Annotated in this window: 14 protein-coding genes and 2 tRNA genes; 4 read left to right on the top strand and 12 right to left on the bottom strand. The window is 64.1% G+C overall.

The genetic code is table 11. The features are described 5' to 3' along the window. Window positions 1-43: 43 nt before the first annotated feature. The 5 genes from ACR2J1_RS01280 to ACR2J1_RS01300 all read right to left on the bottom strand — a co-directional run bounded on the left by ACR2J1_RS01280 (window position 44) and on the right by ACR2J1_RS01300 (window position 7,036). Window positions 44-868 carry a segregation and condensation protein A gene (locus ACR2J1_RS01280; RefSeq protein WP_434017540.1) on the bottom strand — a complete coding sequence of 275 codons (825 nt, stop codon included), beginning with the start codon at window positions 866-868 and terminating at the stop codon, window positions 44-46. Beyond that, complete coding sequence (gene nagZ, locus ACR2J1_RS01285) at window positions 865-1,947, bottom strand: beta-N-acetylhexosaminidase (RefSeq protein ID WP_434017541.1); 1,083 nt, start codon at window positions 1,945-1,947, stop codon at window positions 865-867. Before nagZ ends, ACR2J1_RS01280 begins: the two co-directional genes overlap by 4 nt. Window positions 1,948-1,969: 22 nt before the next feature. Then, complete coding sequence (locus ACR2J1_RS01290; RefSeq protein ID WP_434017542.1) at window positions 1,970-3,754, bottom strand: SPOR domain-containing protein; 1,785 nt, start codon at window positions 3,752-3,754, stop codon at window positions 1,970-1,972. Window positions 3,755-4,034: 280 nt separating this feature from the next. Beyond that, window positions 4,035-5,795, bottom strand: coding sequence for an arginine--tRNA ligase (gene argS / locus ACR2J1_RS01295; RefSeq protein WP_434017543.1), 1,761 nt, complete (start codon window positions 5,793-5,795; stop codon window positions 4,035-4,037). Between the two features lie 80 nt (window positions 5,796-5,875). After that, a complete protein-coding gene (locus ACR2J1_RS01300) occupies window positions 5,876-7,036 on the bottom strand; it encodes a deoxyguanosinetriphosphate triphosphohydrolase (protein WP_434017544.1) in 1,161 nt (386 codons plus the stop codon). Between the two features lie 152 nt (window positions 7,037-7,188). Between ACR2J1_RS01300 and erpA the strand changes: the two genes are divergently transcribed. Then, on the top strand, window positions 7,189-7,521 hold the full coding sequence (erpA, locus tag ACR2J1_RS01305) for an iron-sulfur cluster insertion protein ErpA (RefSeq protein ID WP_434017545.1): 333 nt from the start codon (window positions 7,189-7,191) through the stop codon (window positions 7,519-7,521). 83 nt (window positions 7,522-7,604) lie between these two features. Then, window positions 7,605-8,387, top strand: coding sequence for an exodeoxyribonuclease III (gene xth / locus ACR2J1_RS01310; protein WP_434017547.1), 783 nt, complete (start codon window positions 7,605-7,607; stop codon window positions 8,385-8,387). 15 nt (window positions 8,388-8,402) lie between these two features. Here the strand turns inward: xth and ACR2J1_RS01315 are convergent, their stop codons facing one another. From ACR2J1_RS01315 to ACR2J1_RS01340, 6 genes are all read right to left on the bottom strand, one after another. Next, window positions 8,403-9,425, bottom strand: a complete 1,023-nt coding sequence (locus tag ACR2J1_RS01315) for a tetratricopeptide repeat protein (protein ID WP_434017548.1) — start codon at window positions 9,423-9,425, stop codon at window positions 8,403-8,405. Then, window positions 9,412-11,136, bottom strand: a complete 1,725-nt coding sequence (gene ilvD, locus ACR2J1_RS01320; protein WP_434017573.1) for a dihydroxy-acid dehydratase — start codon at window positions 11,134-11,136, stop codon at window positions 9,412-9,414. The genes ACR2J1_RS01315 and ilvD overlap by 14 nt, the downstream gene beginning before the upstream one ends. Before the next feature lie 307 nt (window positions 11,137-11,443). Next, window positions 11,444-14,173: a valine--tRNA ligase gene (locus ACR2J1_RS01325; protein ID WP_434017550.1), complete on the bottom strand. Its 2,730-nt coding sequence runs from the start codon at window positions 14,171-14,173 to the stop codon at window positions 11,444-11,446. 110 nt (window positions 14,174-14,283) lie between these two features. Further along, on the bottom strand, window positions 14,284-15,306 hold the full coding sequence (locus ACR2J1_RS01330) for a DUF2497 domain-containing protein (RefSeq protein WP_434017551.1): 1,023 nt from the start codon (window positions 15,304-15,306) through the stop codon (window positions 14,284-14,286). A 150-nt stretch (window positions 15,307-15,456) separates the two neighbouring features. Beyond that, window positions 15,457-16,875, bottom strand: a complete 1,419-nt coding sequence (locus ACR2J1_RS01335) for a TolC family outer membrane protein (protein ID WP_434017552.1) — start codon at window positions 16,873-16,875, stop codon at window positions 15,457-15,459. Window positions 16,876-17,109: 234 nt separating this feature from the next. Beyond that, on the bottom strand, window positions 17,110-17,829 hold the full coding sequence (locus ACR2J1_RS01340) for a protein-L-isoaspartate O-methyltransferase family protein (protein ID WP_434017553.1): 720 nt from the start codon (window positions 17,827-17,829) through the stop codon (window positions 17,110-17,112). Window positions 17,830-17,945: 116 nt separating this feature from the next. Between ACR2J1_RS01340 and ACR2J1_RS01345 the strand changes: the two genes are divergently transcribed. Beyond that, a tRNA-Cys gene (locus ACR2J1_RS01345) sits at window positions 17,946-18,019 on the top strand. Between the two features lie 12 nt (window positions 18,020-18,031). On the opposite strand, the gene ACR2J1_RS01350 is transcribed toward ACR2J1_RS01345, so the two are convergent. Continuing rightward, complete coding sequence (locus tag ACR2J1_RS01350; RefSeq protein WP_434017554.1) at window positions 18,032-18,313, bottom strand: hypothetical protein; 282 nt, start codon at window positions 18,311-18,313, stop codon at window positions 18,032-18,034. A 187-nt stretch (window positions 18,314-18,500) separates the two neighbouring features. Here ACR2J1_RS01350 and ACR2J1_RS01355 point away from each other — a divergent pair. Continuing rightward, window positions 18,501-18,576, top strand: a tRNA-Asn gene (locus ACR2J1_RS01355). Window positions 18,577-18,912 lie beyond the last annotated feature (336 nt).

Here is an 18,912-nt window from a genome sequence, read left to right on the forward strand (position 1 = left end):
GCAGTCATGAGCAACCTCGTCCTTATTGTCGTGCGTGTTCATTTCAAGCCGCCTGGTTGCGGCGGCGAACGAGAAGCGGCGCGAACTCCTTGGACTGACGAAGCTCAAGCGCGCCCTCGCGCGTCATTTCCAGCGTGGCGGTGAAGCCACTCGCGAGCGCCGTACGCCGCAGCTCAGGCTCCACGAGAAATTCGGCGAAAAGCTGGTCGAGCGGCGCCCAGTCGAGCGTGAAGCCGAGCATGCGCTCAAGCTCGGAGCGCGCCTCCTTGATGGACCACACCGTGCGCGGCGCGAGATGCAGGGAATGCGTCGCGGTGCGCGCACGCTGCTGCGCATAGGCCTTGAGCAGATCGTAGACATTGGCGTCGTAGGTGGTCTTGCGCGTGAGCTTGATAGGCTCGGGCAGACCGCGGGGGAAGACATCGCGGCCGAGGCGCTTGCGCGTCATGAGCTTCGCTGCGGCATCGCGCATGGCGTCGAGGCGTTTCAGCCGGAAGGCGAGCAAGGCCGCCAGTTCTTCGCCGGTCGGCTCGCCGTCCTCGCTCTGGTCCGAGGGGAGCAGCAGCTTCGATTTCAGGAAGGCGAGCCACGCCGCCATGACGAGATAATCCGCGGCAATCTCCAAACGCAGGCGGCGCGCTTCGCCGATGAAGTCGAGATATTGCTGCGCCAGCGCGAGCACGGAAATCTTGGCGAGGTCCACCTTCTGCGTACGTCCAAGCGCGAGGAGAAGATCGAGCGGACCCTCGAAGCCTTCGACATCGACAACGAGCGTATTGTCGGAGCTCAGGCCTTCGCGCTCCTCCGCCTCCCAGTCGGATGCATCGTCGCGCTCGGCGCCGACTTTGGTGGAATTCTGCGCCGTCATGCGCGCCTCACGGTTTCGCAGGCGGCTGCCACTTTCGTCTCGGCGGCTTCCGTCACGAGCGCCATCGCCTCCGTAGCATCGAAGGGCTCAGGCTCATGCAGCGCGGAGAGCGCATGCGCGAAACGCTCTGCCGCTTTGCCCTGGAGTGCAGGGACCGCGGCGGCGACTTCGATCATCTCGGCCATGTTGCCGCTGCAATGGAGAACGACATCGCAGCCGGCCGCGATCACGGCTCTCGCGCGATCACCGAACGTGCCGCCAAGGGCCTGCATGCCGATATCATCGCTCATGACTAAGCCATTCAATCCAATCTGATTTCGAATCACTTCGCCTATTATAACGGGCGAGACGCTTGCCGGTCGCTCCCGATCGAAGGCCGGGATCAGAACATGGGCGGTCATGGCGAGCGGCGCATCGCTGAGCGCCTGAAATGGCCGAAAATCAACGTCGCGCAACTCAGCCTCGCTGGCATCGATTCGCGGCAGGGCGAGATGGCTGTCGGCCCCTGCCCGGCCATGCCCCGGCACGTGCTTGACCACCGGAAGGACGCCGCCAGCGAGACAGCCATCCATGACGGCGCGGCCGAGCGCGACGATGGTCTCAACGTCGGCGCCATAGGCGCGATCGCCGATGATCTCATGCGCGCCCTGTTGCGGCACATCGAGGACGGGCGTGCAATTCACGTTGATGCCGAGGTCGTTGAGTTCCTGCGCGATGAGCCTCGCGCCGGCGAAGGCTGCTTTCTTCCCGGCCCCTGGATCTATGGCGTGGAGACGCCCGTAGCAGCGCGCAGGCGGCATGGCGCGCCAATGCGGCGGCCGCAGGCGCTGCACGCGTCCGCCTTCCTGATCGATGAGAATGAGAACGTCGTCGCGGCCGACGGCTTCCTTGAAGGCCGCGACAAGCGTGCGGATCTGATCCGGGCTTTCGCAATTGCGCGCGAAGAGAATGAGCCCGCAGGGGCGCGTGCGCGCGAAGAAGACACGCTCCTCGTCGCTGAGAGCGGTGCTTGCGCAACTTGAGATGAAGGCTGTGAGGGTCACCGACGCGGGGCTAGCCGCCCCGCGTCGCGCGGTCAAGATCTTACGGTCCTGAGCCTGTTTATTGGCTCATCACGAGGCAATCGGTGCCTTGCGACTTCAGCTGGGTACAGACCTTGGTTGCCTCGCCCTTGTCATCGATCGGACCGATGCGAAGCCGGTACCAGACGCCCTTGGAGCCGAGATCGGCTTTCTGCACCATGGGACGATAGCTCGCGAGCAGCGTCGGATATTTCTGCTGCATGTCCGCGAATGTCGCGAGCGCTTCGGTCTGGTTCTTCTTAGAGCCGACCTGAACGACATATTTCGAGGGTTTGGCGGGCGCCGTTGCAGCGGCGGCGGCGGGCTTGGGCGGCGTTGGAACGGCGGCCACTTGTTGCGGGGCCGGCGCGGCTGGCGCGGCGGCTGGTGACTCTGCGGTCGCGGGTGCGGGCGTTGGTGCTGCCGCTTGCGGTGTTGCCGGCGGCGTTGCCACTGCGGTGCCAGGCGATTCGGCGCTTGCCACCTGCATGCCGGGAGGCGCGCCCGACGGCATGGAGGCCGTTGTCTCAGCGCCGCCTTGCGGCATGGCGGGCGGGACGACCGAGCCATCGGGGCGCACGACCATGGTCTTTACGCGGCGCGGGCCGCCATCTTCGTCCTCAAGCGGCGCGCTTGCGACTTGCGGCGGACCGGCTTCGGCACCGGACAGGGATGCCGTCTCAGCGGTGGCCGGCAGAGCCGGAACGGCCAGCTCTTCCTGGCGCGGCACGAGACGCTCGTTCTCGGGCTGATCGCCATTCTGGAGCCGGTCGTAAATGAGCTTGTTCTTATGCGGGAAATCCTTGCCGCCAGGGTCAGCCGGGGCTTCCTTCACGGGTGTGTTGTCGGCCTGAACCACGGGCGGCTCGCCGCTGCCGAGACCCCCGCCGCTCTGCTTATAGGCGAAGGCGAGAGCACCGCCGAGAGCGATCGCGCCAAGAAGCGCGCTGCCCACCATGAAGGCGCTGCGGCTAGTGAAATTGAGCTTGCGGCCGGATTTCGCAATCGCGGCGGCCGGCGCCGGACCCTGACCGTCATCGAGGAAATCCGCGTCGGCGCGCTCGCCCTCATAGAAGGCGTGGGCTGCGGGGCGCGGCGGCTCGGTGCCACCCAAAGCGATCTGAGGCATCGGCTGATCGTAACCCGCATCGAAGGCCTGCAAGGCACGGCGCGGGTCGCCCTGGGGCTGCTGGCCGTGCTGCGGAGCGCTGCCATGATGCTGCGAGGGATCATAGCCGTACTGCTGATAGCTCTGCTCGGCGCCGCTCTGCATGGCCCCATAGCCGCCGGTCTCGAAGGCTTGGTGCTCCGCCGGTTGGCCGTAGCTGGGATCGGAAGGATGGTTGGGATCTACGAAGGTCGGCTCAGGGAAGCTCGCATCCGAAAAGCTCGCGTCCGGGTAGCTCGCATCCGTTAGATTTTGCTCGAAGCTGCCGGCCTCGAAACTTGCATCCACGCCCTCGGCGTAGCTCGCATCCTGATACGACTGCGTTCCCTGGTAGTGGCCGCCCGGATAGTCCTGCTGGCCCTGGTAAGGCTGCTGCCCGGAAACGCCGCGGCCACTATAGAGGCGGGGATCGTAGCTCTGCGGCTGTGCTTGGGGAGCTTGCTGATAGCTCGGCGCCGGGGCCGGCTGGGGCTGGTAGGACGGGGTCTCAGGCTGGGGAGCGTAAGCCTGATTCGGAGCCTGGTAGGCGCTAGGATGGCTGGGCGCGGGATTGGCGTAAGCATTGAAGTCGGGCGTGGTGTAGTCGGGCTGTCTAGGAGCGGGCTGCGGCTCCGGTGCCGGCTCATTTCCGCGCGTAACAGGCGTATAAGTCGGCATTTGCGCGAAAACCGGACTTACGCCTCCGAAAATCGAGCGCTGTCCCGCCGCCGGCTGTCCCGGCCTGCCCGCACCACCTTGACCCATGTAGGAACCCTCATTTGTTGTAGCGTTGTGCGTCGTCGCGCCCCAGGGCGCATCGCCCGGCGCATTTTCTGCCCTCAGCCTATCGGCAAAATCAACCTGCGACTCAGGGGCCGGATCAGCCTCACGGCCGTATCCGTCATCGTGCATGGACATGGCTACTTCCCTCGAACCACCCCTGCCCCCCCCGATCAGCTCAATGCAATTCTTGCATGGCGTGAACGCCGAGGATCCCCAAACCTAACGCCAACACGCGTTGCGTAGCTACGACGAGTGCTACACGGGAACGCGTTAACTCTCGGTCACTATCGTAAATAAATCGTAATTGTGGCGAGTCTTTGCCCCGGTTCCAAAGACCGTGAAAGTCTCCAGCAAGATCATAGAGATAGAATGCGATGCGATGCGGCTCATGAGTTGCGGCCGCAGCTTCGACGAGGCGTGGGAAGTGAGCGATACGCTTAATGAGAGCGATCTCGGAATCATCATTCAACCGGTCCAGATCCGCGCGCGCCAAATCACTCCCTCCCGAATAAAGGTCGGGGAACTGCTGTCTAACATTACGCAGAACGGAACTCGCCCGCGCATGGGCGTACTGAACATAAAAGACCGGGTTGTCGCGCGACTGCTCGGTGACTTTCGCAAAGTCGAAATCGAGCGGCGCGTCGTTCTTCCGGAAGAGCATCATGAAACGAACGGGGCCAGCGCCCACTTCGTCCACGACCTCGCGGAGAGTAACAAAGGTCCCGGCACGCTTGGACATCTTGACAGGCTCACCGGCGCGAAACAAGCGAACGAGCTGACAAAGTTTAACGTCGAGCTCGGCCTGGTTGCCGGTGATCGCCGCGACGGCGGCCTTCATGCGCCTGACATGCCCGCTGTGATCGGCGCCTAACACATCGATCATGCTGTTAAAGCCGCGTCTGAACTTGTCGCGATGATAGGCGATGTCCGCTGCAAAATATGTGTAGTTGCCATCAGACTTGACGAGCGGCCGATCCATGTCGTCGCCGAACGCGGTGGAGCGGAAGAGGAGCTGCTTGCGGTCCTCCCATTCCTCGTCGACCCTGCCCTTAGGCGGCGGCAGGCTGCCTGTGTGTATCAGGCCCTGCTTGTCGAGATCGGCGATCGTCGCGGCAATCTTGTCTTCGCCGCCTTGCGTCAACGAACGCTCCGAGAAGAACACGTCGTGGCTGATATTCAGTTGAGCGAGGTCGTCCTGGATCATGTCCAGCATCTTGTTCAACGCGACTTCACGCACGAGCGGCAACCAATCCGCCTCCGGCATCGACAGCAGGTCGCGCCCGTAAGTATCGCCAAGGGCCTGTCCAACGGGTTGGAGATAGTCGCCGGGATAGAGCCCTTCGGGGATCGCGCCGATCTCCTCGCCGAGCGCCTCGCGATAACGAAGAAAGGCCGAGCGCGCGAGCACGTCGACTTGGGCGCCGGCATCGTTGAGGTAGTATTCGCGGGTGACGGCGTAGCCGGCGAAGCCGAGAAGATTGGCGAGCGCATCGCCGAAGACGGCGCCGCGGCAATGGCCGACATGCATGGGGCCGGTCGGATTGGCGGACACATACTCGACGTTCACGGCGTTCCCGTTGCCCAACATGCTGCGGCCGTAGTCGTCGGCCTGTTCCAGCACCATGCGCAGCACGCTCGGCCAGAAACCACGGTCCAGTGTCAGATTGATGAAACCGGGCCCGGCGATCTCGACCTTTTCGATAAAGGGGTTGGAGGCGATCATGGGCCCGATGCGCTCCGCAAGCTTGCGCGGCGGCGCGCCCGCAGCCTTGGCCAGGACCATGGCAGCATTGGTGGCGAGGTCGCCGTGGGAGCCGTCCTTAGGGGCCTCGAGCGTGATGCCCTCGATGCTCGCGTCGATCGGCACGACGCCGTCATGCTTCAGCTGTTGGACGGCCGCCAGAACGTGCCCGTGGAACCCTGCGAAAACGTTCATGAAAACTCCGGAGGCACTTGTTTGAGCATGATCTTTCCCGAAAACCGGTTCCCACTTTTCCGGATCATGCTTCGGCGCGACTACCGTAAATCGGGGGTGGCGTCAAACAGCCGGCGGTGCTCGGCGAGCGCATAGCGATCGGTCATGCCGGCAATGAAATCGCAGACATAGCGGGCAAAGGGGCGGCGGTCCGTGGCCGGCGCCTGCTCGCGCCAGTCCGCGGGAAGCGCGGCGGCGGCGTCCATGTAGCGCGCGAAGAGGTCGGCAACGACGAGCTCGGCCTCGCCCATGATGCGGGTGATGCGCGCGTGGCGGTAAACATGCGCCGTCAGGAACGCACGCAGCTCGTCGAGCTCGGCCTTCATGGACGGCGAGAAGGCCACCATCGGCTCGCCAGCGCTGCGGATGTCGTCCGCGCCTCTCGGCGCCAGCTGGCGCAGCCGGCGCTGCGTCTCGGCGGTCGCATCGTTCACCATTTCGGTGATGAGCCGGCGGTTGACCTCGTAGAGGCGCCGCGGCGCGTCGGCTTGCGGAAAGGCGGCGTTCACCTCGGCGAGAGCGCAGCCAGCGATCGGCACCTCGGCGAGCTCGGCGAAGCTGAAAAGATCTGCGCGGTAGCCGTCGTCGACGTCGTGATTGTTGTAGGCGATGTCGTCGGCAAGCGCGGCCGCCTGCGCCTCGACGGACGGATAGCTCGCAAGCTCGAGATCCTGCTTGGCGCAATAGCCCGCGATGGGTTCCGGCACCGGCGGGGCGTAGGCCGCGATCAGAGGACCATTGTGCTTCACGAGCCCCTCGAGCGTTTCCCAGGTGAGGTTGAGGCCGTCGAAGCTTGCATATTTGCGCTCGAGCTTGGTCACGACGCGGAGCGACTGGGCGTTGTGATCGAAACCGCCGGCATCGCGCATGCACGCGTCCAGCGCGCGCTCGCCGGCATGGCCGAAGGGCGGGTGGCCGAGATCGTGCGCCAGCGCCAGCGCTTCGGTCAGATCCTGGTCGACGCGAAGTGTGCGCGTCATGGAGCGTGCGATCTGGGCGACCTCCAGGCTGTGGGTCAGGCGCGTACGGTAGTGATCGCCCTCGTGATAGACGAAGACTTGCGTCTTATGCGTCAGGCGGCGGAAGGCGGTCGAATGCAGGATGCGGTCGCGGTCGCGCTGATAAAGTGAGCGGGTCGGGCTTGGCGGCTCGGCCTTGAGCCTGCCGCGGCTCGTCGCGGCATCGACGGCGTAAGGCGCCAAGCCGGGCTCCGGCCCGTCGGCCGGCCCGCGCCCGGTTGAGGCAAAACCACCCTTGCGACCCTGGTCAATTGACAAGCGGTGTCCGCATCCTATGTTTCTTGGTGAAAGCGGGCTGTTTTCGCGATCCCGCCCCTAACTGGGCTATACATCAGATGAGCGATGCATCCATCACCTTAAGCGAGCGCGCCGCGCGGCGTATCGCCGACCTTCTCCGGCAGGAGGACACCGCCACGCTGTTTCGCGTCAGCGTGGAAGGCGGCGGCTGCTCGGGATTCCAATATCGCTTCGACCTGGTCAAGGAAACCGCTTCGGACGATTTCCGCATCGAACGAGACGGCGCCCGCGTCGTGGTCGATCCCGTCTCGCTCGGCTTCCTACAGGCGGCCGAGATCGATTTCGTCGACGATCTGATCGGCTCGCAGTTCAAGATCAACAATCCCAACGTCACCGCCGCCTGCGGCTGCGGGACCAGCTTCTCGGTCTAATCCCTCCTCTCGTCTTGCGAGCGTGGATGCCGGGATCAAGTCCGGGCATGACGAAACGTCAGGCCTGAGCTATTGCCCTTCCCATGAAGATCGCGACATGGAACATCAACGGCATCAAAGCCCGCATCGATACGGCGCGGACTTGGCTTGCGTCCGCCAACCCGGACATCGCCTGCCTGCAAGAAATCAAATGCGTGGACGAGGCCTTCCCGCGCGAGATGTTCGAGGACCTGGGCTACAATGTCGCCGTCCACGGCCAGAAGGGTTTCAACGGCGTCGCGCTCCTGTCGAAGCTGCCGTTCGACGAGGTGGCGCCACGGCTCGCGGGCGACGAGAGCGACGTGCAGGCGCGCTATCTGGAGGCCGTCGTGTCGGTGCCGTCCGGCGTACTCCGCATCATCAATATCTATTTACCGAACGGCAATCCCGTCGGCACCGAGAAGTTCGTCTACAAGCTCACCTGGATGACGCGCTTGCGCGAGCGCATCAAGACGCTACTCGCGAACGAAGAGCCGATGATCATCGCGGGCGACTTCAACGTGATCCCAACACCCGAAGACGTTTACAATCCCTCAGCGTGGCTGAACGACGCGCTGTTCAAGCCGGAAACACGCGCGCATTTCCAGGCGCTGGTCAATCTCGGGCTCACCGACGCCTTTCGCGCCTGCCACGACGAGCCGCACCGCTTCACGTTCTGGGACTATCAGGCCGGTGCGTTTCAGAAGAACCAGGGCTTGCGCATCGATCATCTGCTGCTTTCGCCGCAGGCCGCGGACCGGCTCGTGACATGCGACATCGATGCCGCGCCGAGGGCGTGGGAAAAGCCGTCGGATCACGTTCCGATCTGGATCGAGCTCAACGTATGAAGCGTGCGCCTGGGTCTAGGGCTTAAGCTGCGCGGGCTCGCCGCCCGGCGCGAAGCCGAGACCGATCGCCGCCTTGGCGTCAGCCTCGACCGCCGGCGCCGGTTCGGTCGGCGTTGCGCTCGCGGTCGTGGCGGCGCCGGGTGCGGCCGGCTTCGGCATGGCGCTCGAAGCGGGCATGAGAATTTGCGCGCCTGGCTTGGCAGGCTGGAGCTTGGTCGTGTCCGGAGCCGACAGGATCACATCACCCTTCTTGCCCATTCTCTGCATCAGCGATTGGGCGCTGCTGCGCGTCGCGGCGTTGGATGACGCTAAAACTTCCGTGTAGAGGGACGCGATCCATTTGGGCTCGGAACCGCTCGCCTTCGCACTTTCGTGCGCCATTGCGATCAACGCGAGACCGCGGGCGCGGCGCTGCGGCACTTGCTCACCGCGCCACAGCAACTCGCCGAGCGTGGCCTGCGCGGCCGCGTGCTGCTTCTTGGCCGCAATCGAGAGCCAGTTGACGGCGAGGCTGACATTCTGCGGCACGCCCTCGCCGCTCAGGTAGAGGCGTGCAAGCTGATACTGCGCGTCCGCGTTGCCGAAATAACTCGCGGCGTGGCGAAAGAAGTTCGCCGCGCGCGCCGGGTTCGCCGCCAAGCCCATCTCCGGAATGCCCTGCACATGATATTTGCCGAGGGCGACGAAAGCCTCGCCGACATATTTGGCGACGGGGCTCAGCGGCGTGATCTCCGCATGCTGGTCGGCGATTTGCTGATAATAGGAGAATGACTTGGCGTCGTTCTTCGCCACGGCGCCGCCGGCGCCGTAGAGGCGGGCAAGCTTGAGCTGCGCGCCAAGAACGCCGCGCTCGGCGGCATAGTCGAGCGCCGCAAGCGCGGCAGGCACCTCGCCCCCGGCAATGGCCTTGATGCCCTGGCGATAGGCCTCGGTCGCCGAGGCATAGCCCGGCGGCGTATCGCCCGCACCTGTGACGCCGGGGCCCACGATCATGAACGCCGCAAAGGCGGCGATAGCCTTCCTGTTACACATCAGCATAGCAAGCGACTTCCGCTTCCCCGCCAGGATGGGTGACGGCGCCCGTTCGCGCCGGTCCCACCTCATTTGCGTATTTCCATAAGGCGCCACTGCGAAATGCCGTCGGCCGCGCCTTCCAGGCCTTGGCTCGTTCCTTCAATTCCGCCTCACCGACCTCGAGGTCGAGCGTGCCGGCGTCGGCGTCGATGCTGATGATGTCGCCGTCGCGCAGGAGCGCGATCGGGCCGCACACAGCAGCCTCCGGTCCTACATGGCCAACGCAGAACCCGCGCGTTGCGCCGGAGAAGCGGCCGTCGGTGATGAGGGCGACCTTGTCGCCCATGCCTTGCCCATAGAGAGCGGCGGTCGTCGACAGCATCTCGCGCATACCTGGGCCGCCCTTCGGACCCTCGTAGCGGATGACGATGACATCGCCTTCCTTGTAGCTCTTGGCGCTGACCGCGGCGAAAGCGTCCTCCTCACAGTCGAAGCAGCGCGCGGGGCCGCGAAACTTCACGCCTTTCATGCCGGCGACTTTGACGATGGCGCCGTCCGGGGCGAGCGAGCCGCGCAAACCGACCACGCCGCCGGTCGGCGACAGCGGATTGTTCGCGGGCCGCACAACGTCCTGCTCGTCGTTCCACGCCACCTTGGCGAGATTGTCCTTCATCGTGCGTCCGGTGACGGTCATGCAATCGCCGTGGAGATAGCCGTGGTCGAGGAGAGTTTTCAGGAGAAGCGGCACTCCGCCAGCTTCAAACATGTCCTTGGCGACATAGCGGCCAGACGGTTTCAGATCCGCGATATAAGGTGTCCTTTTCATGACCTCGGCGACGGCGAAGAGATCGAAGTCGATGCCGCATTCATGCGCGATGGCCGGCAGATGCAGCGCCGCGTTGGTCGAGCCGCCGGACGCGGCAACGACGGCGGCAGCGTTCTCCAAGGCTTCGCGGGTGACGATGTCGCGCGGGCGGATGGTCAGCGCGAGGAGGTCCATGATCTTCTCGCCCGCAGTCATGCAAAAACTGTCCCTGATCTCGTAAGGCGCTGGCGCACCGGCCGAATACGGCAGCGCAAGCCCGATGGCCTCGGAGACCGTGGCCATCGTGTTGGCGGTGAATTGCGCGCCGCAGGCACCTGCCGACGGGCAGGCCACATGTTCGAGCTCGTCGAGATCCTCCGGCGACATCTTGCCGACCGAGTACTGGCCGACGGCCTCGAACAGATCCTGGACCGTGACCTGACGGCCGCGGAAGGTGCCCGGCAAGATCGACCCGCCATAGATGAAGATCGACGGCACGTTGAGGCGGCACATGGCCATCATCATGCCCGGCAGGGACTTGTCGCAGCCCGCAAGCCCGACAATGGCGTCATAGGCATGGCCGCGCATGGTGAGTTCGACGGAGTCGGCGATGACCTCGCGCGAGGGCAGCGAGGACTTCATGCCCTGATGCCCCATGGCGAGGCCGTCGGTAACGGTGATGGTGCAGAATTCACGAGGCGTTCCGTGCGCGGCGGCGACGCCCTGCTTCACGGCTTGCGCTTGGCGCATCAGAGAGATGTTGCAGGGGGCGGCTTCGTTCCAGCAGGTCGCCACCCCGACGAAGGGCTGATGGATCTGCCCGCGCGTCAGCCCCATCGCGTAATAGTAGGAGCGATGGGGGGCCCGGGTCGGCCCCTCAGTGACATGCCTGCTCGGCAAACGGGACTTATCGAACGTCTTTGCGTCCATCACCATGTCCGGAGATCATAGGAGATATGCGCTTACCTCCGCGCCTGCTCGCCCTGATCGTTTCGGCTGGCTTCCCGGTTCTCCCTCCCCCAAGCGAGGCCCTGGAAGGCTGTTACTCGGCCGAAACTCTTGTACTGGGCCGATGTCTCATCGTTTTATGGCGCAAACGAGGCGCAAATGCCTCAGTATGTGGCAATTTAGTTACAGTTTGCGCAGATTCCAGTTTAACGGTTCGATGAGCCCAAATGCTGGCATCGCGCTTGTGACCGTCTGGGCACACAAGTCGCATTAGAATTAGATGTGATCGCTAAAGCGCGGCTTCAAGGCGCTTCAAGGCCTGCGTGAGCTTGGCGGCCACGGCTACGGCTTCCGTCTTCCGCTCGCGCTGCTCCTCGACGACATGCTCGGGCGCGCGGGAGACGAATTTCTCGTTGGCGAGCTTGGCATCGAGCTGCTTGATTTCCGACCCCACTCTATCGATCTCGCGCTTCAGGCGTTTCGACTCCGCGTCGATGTCGATCACGCCGGCGAGCGGTAGCGCGAGCGTCGCTTCATCGAGCACGATCTGCACGGCCCCTGGGGGCGTTTCCCCGAAGCTCAACTCCTCGACCCGCGCCATGCGCTTGATGATATCGTCGTAACGGGCGACGCGCGCCTTCGTCGCCTCGCTCGCGCCACTGGCGACCAGCGGGACGCGGGCGGCGGCGGGAACGTTCATCTCGGCGCGGACCGAGCGCACATCGGAAATGAGCCGCAGCAGCCAGCCGATCTCGGCGTCGGCATCGGCGTTCTGTAGATCGCGCGCTTCCGGCCAAGGGGCGAGCATGAGGAACGTGTCGCGTCCTTCCGGCCCGGCCAGCTTCCCCCACAGTTCCTCGGTGACGAATGGCATGAAGGGGTGGAGCAGCTTCAATGCCTGATCGAGCACATACGCCGTCATGGCGCGGGTCTCAGTGGAGGCCTCCGCATCGGAGCCCAAAAGAATCGGCTTCGTCAGCTCCAAATACCAATCGCAGAACACGTGCCAGATGAAATGATAGATGGCGCCCGCGGCGTCGTTGAAGCGATAGGCCTCAAGCGCCTCGGTGACGGCGGCTGCCGTGCGCTCGCACTCGCCCGCAATCCAGCGATTGACGGTGGCGCGCGCAGACGCCGGATCGAAATCCGCATGAGGAACACGGCCATTCATCTGCGCAAAGCGCGCCGCGTTCCAGAGCTTGGTCGCGAAGTTGCGGTAACCCTCCACGCGTGACTCGGCGAGCTTGATGTCGCGGCCCTGCGCCGCCATGGCGGCCAGCGTGAAGCGGAGCGCATCGGCGCCGTAGCTCTCGATGAGGTCGAGCGGATCGATCACGTTCCCCTTCGACTTCGACATCTTCTGGCCCTTCTCGTCGCGGACGAGAGCATGGATGTAGACGTCGCGGAACGGCACCTCGTTCATCACATGAAGGCCCATCATCATCATGCGGGCGATCCAGAAGAAGATGATGTCGAAGCCGGTGACGAGGACGCTGGTCGGATAAAAACGCACGAGCTCCGGCGTCTTGTCGGGCCAGCCGAGCGTCGAAAATGGCCACAGCGCCGAGGAGAACCACGTGTCGAGCACATCCTCGTCGCGGGTGAGCGCAACGGGCTTGCCGTAATGATCCTTGGCGAGCGAGACGGCCTGCTCCTCGTCCTCGGCGACGAATACATGTCCGTCATGTCCGTACCAGGCCGGGATCTGGTGGCCCCACCAGAGCTGGCGCGAGACGCACCAAGGCTGGATGTTCTCCATCCAATGGAAATATGTCGTCTCCCAGTTCTTGGGGACGAAGACGGTGTGCCCGCTTCTGACGGCTTCGATGGCGGGCTTCGCCAAGGTCGCGGCGTCGACATACCACTGGTCGGTGAGAAAGGGCTCGATCACCGAATGCGAGCGATCGCCGTGTGGCACAGTGTGCAGATAAGGCTCGATCTTCTCGATTAAGCCCATCGTCTCCAGGCGCTCGACGATCATCTTCCGCGCGGCGAAGCGAAAGACGCCGTGCAGATCCTGAATCGTGCGCGTGAGTTCGGGGCTGTCGTCAACGCCTTGCGAGAAATCCGCATTCTTGTCGAGGAGGAGGCTGCCGTCGGGGCTGAGGATGCCGATCATCGGCAGGCCGTGGCGCCTGCCAACCTCAAAATCGTTGAAGTCGTGCGCAGGCGTGATCTTCACCGCGCCGGAGCCCTTCTCAGGATCGGAATATTCGTCCGCGACGATGGGGATGCGGCGCCCGACGAGCGGCAGGACGACATGCTTGCCGACAAGATTCTTGTAGCGCTCGTCGTCCGCGTGCACGGCGACCGCGGTATCGCCGAGCATGGTCTCGGGCCGCGTCGTCGCGACGACAATATAGGTCGAGGCGTCGTCGGGATCGAAACGCGTGCCCTCGATGGGATAGCGCAGATGCCAAAGATGACCCTTCGTCTCGATCTGTTCGACTTCGAGATCGGAGATCGCGGTCAGAAGCTCGGGGTCCCAATTGACGAGGCGCTTGTCTTTGTAGATCAGCTTGTCGCGGTAGAGCTCGACAAAAACCTTGCGCACCGCGCGGGAGAGGCCTTCGTCCATGGTGAAGCGCAGGCGGTCCCAGTCGCAGGACGCGCCGAGACGCTTGAGCTGGCCGACAATGGTGTTGCCGGACTCCTCTTTCCACTGCCAGACGCGGGCAATGAAGGCGTCACGGCCCATGGCGCGGCGGTTCGGCTCCTGCCGCTCCATGAGCTGACGCTCGACCACCATCTGGGTTGCGATGCCGGCATGGTCGGTGCCGGGCTGCCACAGCACGTCGCGGCCGCGCATGCGCTCGAAGCGCACGAGCGTATCCTGGAGCGTGTTGTTGAGCGCGTGCCCCATATGGAGCGAGCCGGTGACATTCGGCGGGGGAATGACAATGGCGTAGGGACGCGCGGCGACCCGCTCGGGCCGGCCGGCGGCGAAGGCGCCGGCATCCTCCCAGGCGCGGTAGATGGGCCCTTCAATGGCGCCGGGCTGGTAGGTCTTTTCGAGCATGATGCTTGGTGATGAACAAAGAGCGGGCGGCTCGCGTCCTACGCTCTTGCGTTTGGCGCTGTCAACCGGCTGCATGCGCGCCGACGTGACACGGCGAGCGTCGCGGCCGGCTAGCCCTCGCCGCGGCCCATCCGTCCCTCACGCAGCTCTTCGCGCAAGGCGGCCGTCAACACGCGCGACATGTTCTCATCGAGCCATTGCCGCAGCATCGGGCGCAGCATCTCCTTGACGCTGTCCTCGAGCGTCTTGCCTGAAGCGCCAAGCGCATCCTGCGCATGAGCGGGGGTATGCGCTCCGTTGGTCGGGCGGCCCATGCGCTCGGCAACGAAATCGAGCTCGGTCGCGGGCCCGCTCTCGGTCTGCCAATCCGACAGATCGCTCGACCATGACGCCTCGGGTTCGGCCCGGAACGTCTCGCTCGCGGCCACCATGTCCTCGAAGGAGAGTTCCGGCCGCGCCGGCTCTTCGGCCGCGGAAGCCGAGGCCTCTTCCTCAAATGTGGGCTCCTCGATGACGAGCTCGACTTGCGCAAATTCGGTCAGCACCAGTTCGGGTGGCGTGTCGGGCGCGGGCTCCGGTTCCGGCTGGAGTTGCGGCTGCGGCTCCGGCTGTGAACTCTGCAAGCGCCCGGCCCGGAGCGCCGCGATGGCCTGCTCCAGCGCGGAGGTGGCCTCAGCATTCGCGGACGGCGTGGGAGCGGGCTGTTCGAAGCTCACGTCATCAGCGGGTGCCGCGGCGGCCTCCTCGAAGCTCAAATCGGCATCGCTCAACGCCATCGGCGCGTCGGCCTGAAGCTCCGCGTCGGGGAGCATTTCCAAAAACGGCTCGGGTTCCGCCTGTTCGGCCGGCGGAGCCTCCGACTCTACCGGGGTAAGGCCAAGCTCCTTGGTCAGGTCAAGGATATCATCTTCCGGCTCGCCGCCCTGCCCGCTTCCGCTCAGAACGCGAGCAATATCGTCGATGATCTGAGTGTCGGCTGGTTGGTCGGCGGCGTCGAAATTTTCTGCCTCGGGCTGATGCTCGGGCGCGGCACGCTGCCGCCCGGGCGTCGTTTCATCGTCGGCGATAATGCGACGAATAGAGGCGAGAATCTCCTCCATCGTCGGTTCCGGAGCCCGCTCCATACTGCCCATACCTAGAATTCCTTGCCGCCATTTGCCCCCCGCAGCACCCGACGCTCAACACCAGGGTAGCCCTTGGGGAAAAGTTTAACACAGTGTTAACCCGCAAGTCTCGGTTTGGTTGGCCCCGATCCGCACTTGGTTAGCGCGCGCGGGCTGCCGCTATTCGTCTGGACCCGGCGGCGCCGGCGGGCGCAGGCCGAACCACTTGTTCTTCACGATGTCATAGTGCTCGATCGGGTCATAATAAGGCACTGAAAGACCGAGCGTTTGTGCGTCCATGCGGCCGATGGCGGCGTAGAGGGAATATTCCGCCACGACGCGGTCGCGCAAAGCGGTGACGAGCACGATCTGCGTATTCAGAAGCTCCCGCTGGGCGTCGAGAACGTCGAGGGTCGTGCGCTGACCGACCTTCTCCTCCTCACGCACACCGGCCAGCGCGATCTTATTGGCGGAAACGGCGGCCTCGGCGGATCTGATGGCGGGACCCGAGGATTGCAGGATGCCCCATTGCGAGATCACCTGAGCATGGATGCGAAGGCGCGCGTCTTCCACATCCTTCTTGCGTTGAATGTTGGTTTCCTTCGCCTGGCGCACACGCGCCGCAACCCCCCCACCCTGATAGAATGGGACGTTCACGCGCCCTGTCACCGTCGTGGTCTCAATCTCTTCCAGGGATTGGCTCTGGTCGAAGCGGCGATCGTATTGCGCCTCCAAAGTCACGGTCGGTAGGAGTTCCCCCATGATTTGCTGCACGACGAAGAGGGATGCCTCCTCCTCGTAGACAGCGGCAAGAATGAGAGGGTGCTCGCCGTCGCCAAGCGTCATCGCCTCGTCAATAGAGTTCGGCAGCAGATGCATGATGGAGGGCGGCGTGATGAGGGTGCCGGGGGGGTGGCCAATGACCTGCTGGTAGGCCGCATGGCTGATCTTCAAATCGGCCTGTGCCCTGCTGAGGGTGGCCTGCGCTTCCGAGAGCCGGGCCTCGGCCTGAGCGACGTCGGTCCGTGTGACCTCGCCGACATCGAAGCGGTCGCGGGTTGCCTTGAGCTGCTCATTGAGCACCGTCACATCGTTCTCGCGCAGGCGTACGATGGCGGTGTCGCGCACCACATTCACATAGGCGGTCACGCCGTCAACGAGGATGGATTGCTCGATGTTGCGCAGGCTCTCGCGGGCGCCTTGCACGGTCGACTTGGCCTGGCGAATGGCGTTCAGATTCTGAAAGCCCTCGAAGAGCGGCTGCGAGAGCTGGACCGAATAGCCCTTCGGATAATTGACGCCATCGCTGGTGAGGCCGTCGGCGGACGGATCGAGGCTAATACCGCCGATGGTGTTCGTGGCGGCCGTGCTGCTACGGGAGCGGGTGCTGTTTTGATTGACGTAGTTGGTATCGGCGGAGCCGCTGATGAAAGGGCGCAGGCCCGATTTGGCGACCGCGACCTGCTCGTCCGTCGCCCTTAAGCGCGCGCGCTCGGCGTTGAGAACGGGATTGATCAGATAGGCGTCGGACAAAGCCTCCTGCAACGTCTCGGCCAATGCCGGACGGTCGCAGAAGACAAGCGCAAGCAGGAAGCACAACAGCGCCGCCCCGCCCCGTCGCCACGCAATTTTTGAGCAGGATTTTTCGATCCTGCCCGCATCATCGAACACGCTTTGGCACTCCCGCCCGCGAACCCCCAGTCCCCCAACTGCGGCCAACTTTAGAGCACCATAAGTGCGCACGCCTACCCGCGAAGTTGGCTGGCGACCGATTCGGCAAAAAACTCAAAGTACTGTGGGATCACAGCAACAGTGTGGACGCCGTCATGCACTCTAGAAGACGAAGCGCGGCGGGAGCGCAAAGCCCGGCAACGGCGGGGCGCCCGCATCGAAATGCGGCACGCCGCTCATCTCGCCGTCGACCTTCACGAAGAGATAGGCCTTGCCCTGACGGCCGCCGGCGCGGACTGTCGCGACCACGGCGACCAGCCTGCCGCCCTCCTTCAGCTGCGCGGTCAGGCGCGTGGGTTCGTCCGGCACGCTGCCATTGAGAAAGATCACATCGTAGGGCGCGGCTTCGGAATAGCCCGCTGCAAGATCGGCAACGACGATCTCCGCATCGCCGATGCCAAGGGCCGCGAGATTGTCCGCCGCGATGGCTGCAAGGGTTGGTTCCGATTCCAACCCGATCACGCCACGAGAGAGCGCCGCCAGCAGCGCGGTCGAGTATCCCGTCGCGCAACCGATATCGAGCACGTGGTCGGTCGCCTCCACGGCAGCGAGCTGTAGGAGTTTGGCGAGCACCATCGGCGCCAAAAGGAAGCGCGCCGGCGCGCCGTCGATGGCGGGCAAGACTTCGAGCGCCTCATCGCTATAAGCGAGCAGGCGGCGCGAGGGAGAGACGAACATCTCGCGCGGCACTTCGCCCATCGCGGCCAAAAGACTGCGATCCGTCACGGCGTTGGGCCGGATCTGCTGTTCGATCATTCCGCTGCGTTGGCGCGCGAAGTCCAGTGCCGTTCCCTGCCCGTCGTGCATGGTCGCGAAATCCATCCGTCGTCTTATCATTTTTCTGACGAACCTGTCGGAAGACAGCATGGGGAAAAAGTCACTTATTGACGCGGAGGCGTCTCCATATCTAGTTAGCGGTCCGACGACGCCCCCCGGTTGGCCACGTGGCGGAGTGGTTACGCAGCGGACTGCAAATCCGCGCACCCCGGTTCGATTCCGGGCGTGGCCTCCAACCTCAAAAAAACTAACGCTCTGATTTGGTTTGCGGGGTTTCGACACTCTCCGCGGTGTCCGCGCCGTTCTTGCGGTCGCGATGCCACCACACGGTGACCTGACGGCGCCAGCGCCGCACAATGGGAAGATCGACCGACAGAACGAGGAGCCCGAGCGGAATCATCCAGAAGCCGAGCACTGGCAGAAAGCCGACCAGCCCTCCGGCGACGAGCAACACGCCGATGCCGATCCTGAGCGGTTTCGACTGCGGCAAATGAAAGTGGCGGTTGAAGAGGCGGACTTTCGGGGCCATTCGGTCTCCAGCGGAGGTCCGGGGCACACCCGGCGTTCAGCGCAATCAGTTAGGGATTGCGGGCTTTCACCGCAACGTCCAATGCCCCGTATGCATTGATGTTCCGCAATTACGCTAAAGGTCTGGAAAGCGCCGTCCCCTTTTGCTATCACCCCCTCTTGCGACGCTCGCATTGAGCGCGCTCTGCTCCCCGGTAGCTCAGTTGGTAGAGCAAGCGGCTGTTAACCGCTGGGTCGCTGGTTCGAGTCCGGCCCGGGGAGCCAAACAAAATCAAAGACTTAGCACTGATTTCGCCTCACTCCAAATCCCCACTTTTGATTTTAGGCATTACGCTAGGCATTGGCGCTCGGGCGTCAAATCCGGCGTCGAGCATGGGCAGCTCACCATCAAGCTCGCGCTGCCGTCGCGGCCACGCCATGAGCAACTCGTGGTCGGTCAAGTGCCGTGGGCAATGCGGCGGCGGGACGTGCCACGCCTCAGCCGTCGTCAAGCCCTTGCGGTGCGCCTCGACTGCTCCGGCGTGCAGCCTAGCTGCCGAAGCCCCTCACAACGCCGCTCGACTGAGGTACGACTCTCCACACTCAGGACATATGTTCTTA

This window comes from Methyloceanibacter sp., from assembly GCF_050999895.1.
Classification (GTDB): Bacteria; Pseudomonadota; Alphaproteobacteria; order Rhizobiales; family Methyloligellaceae; genus Methyloceanibacter.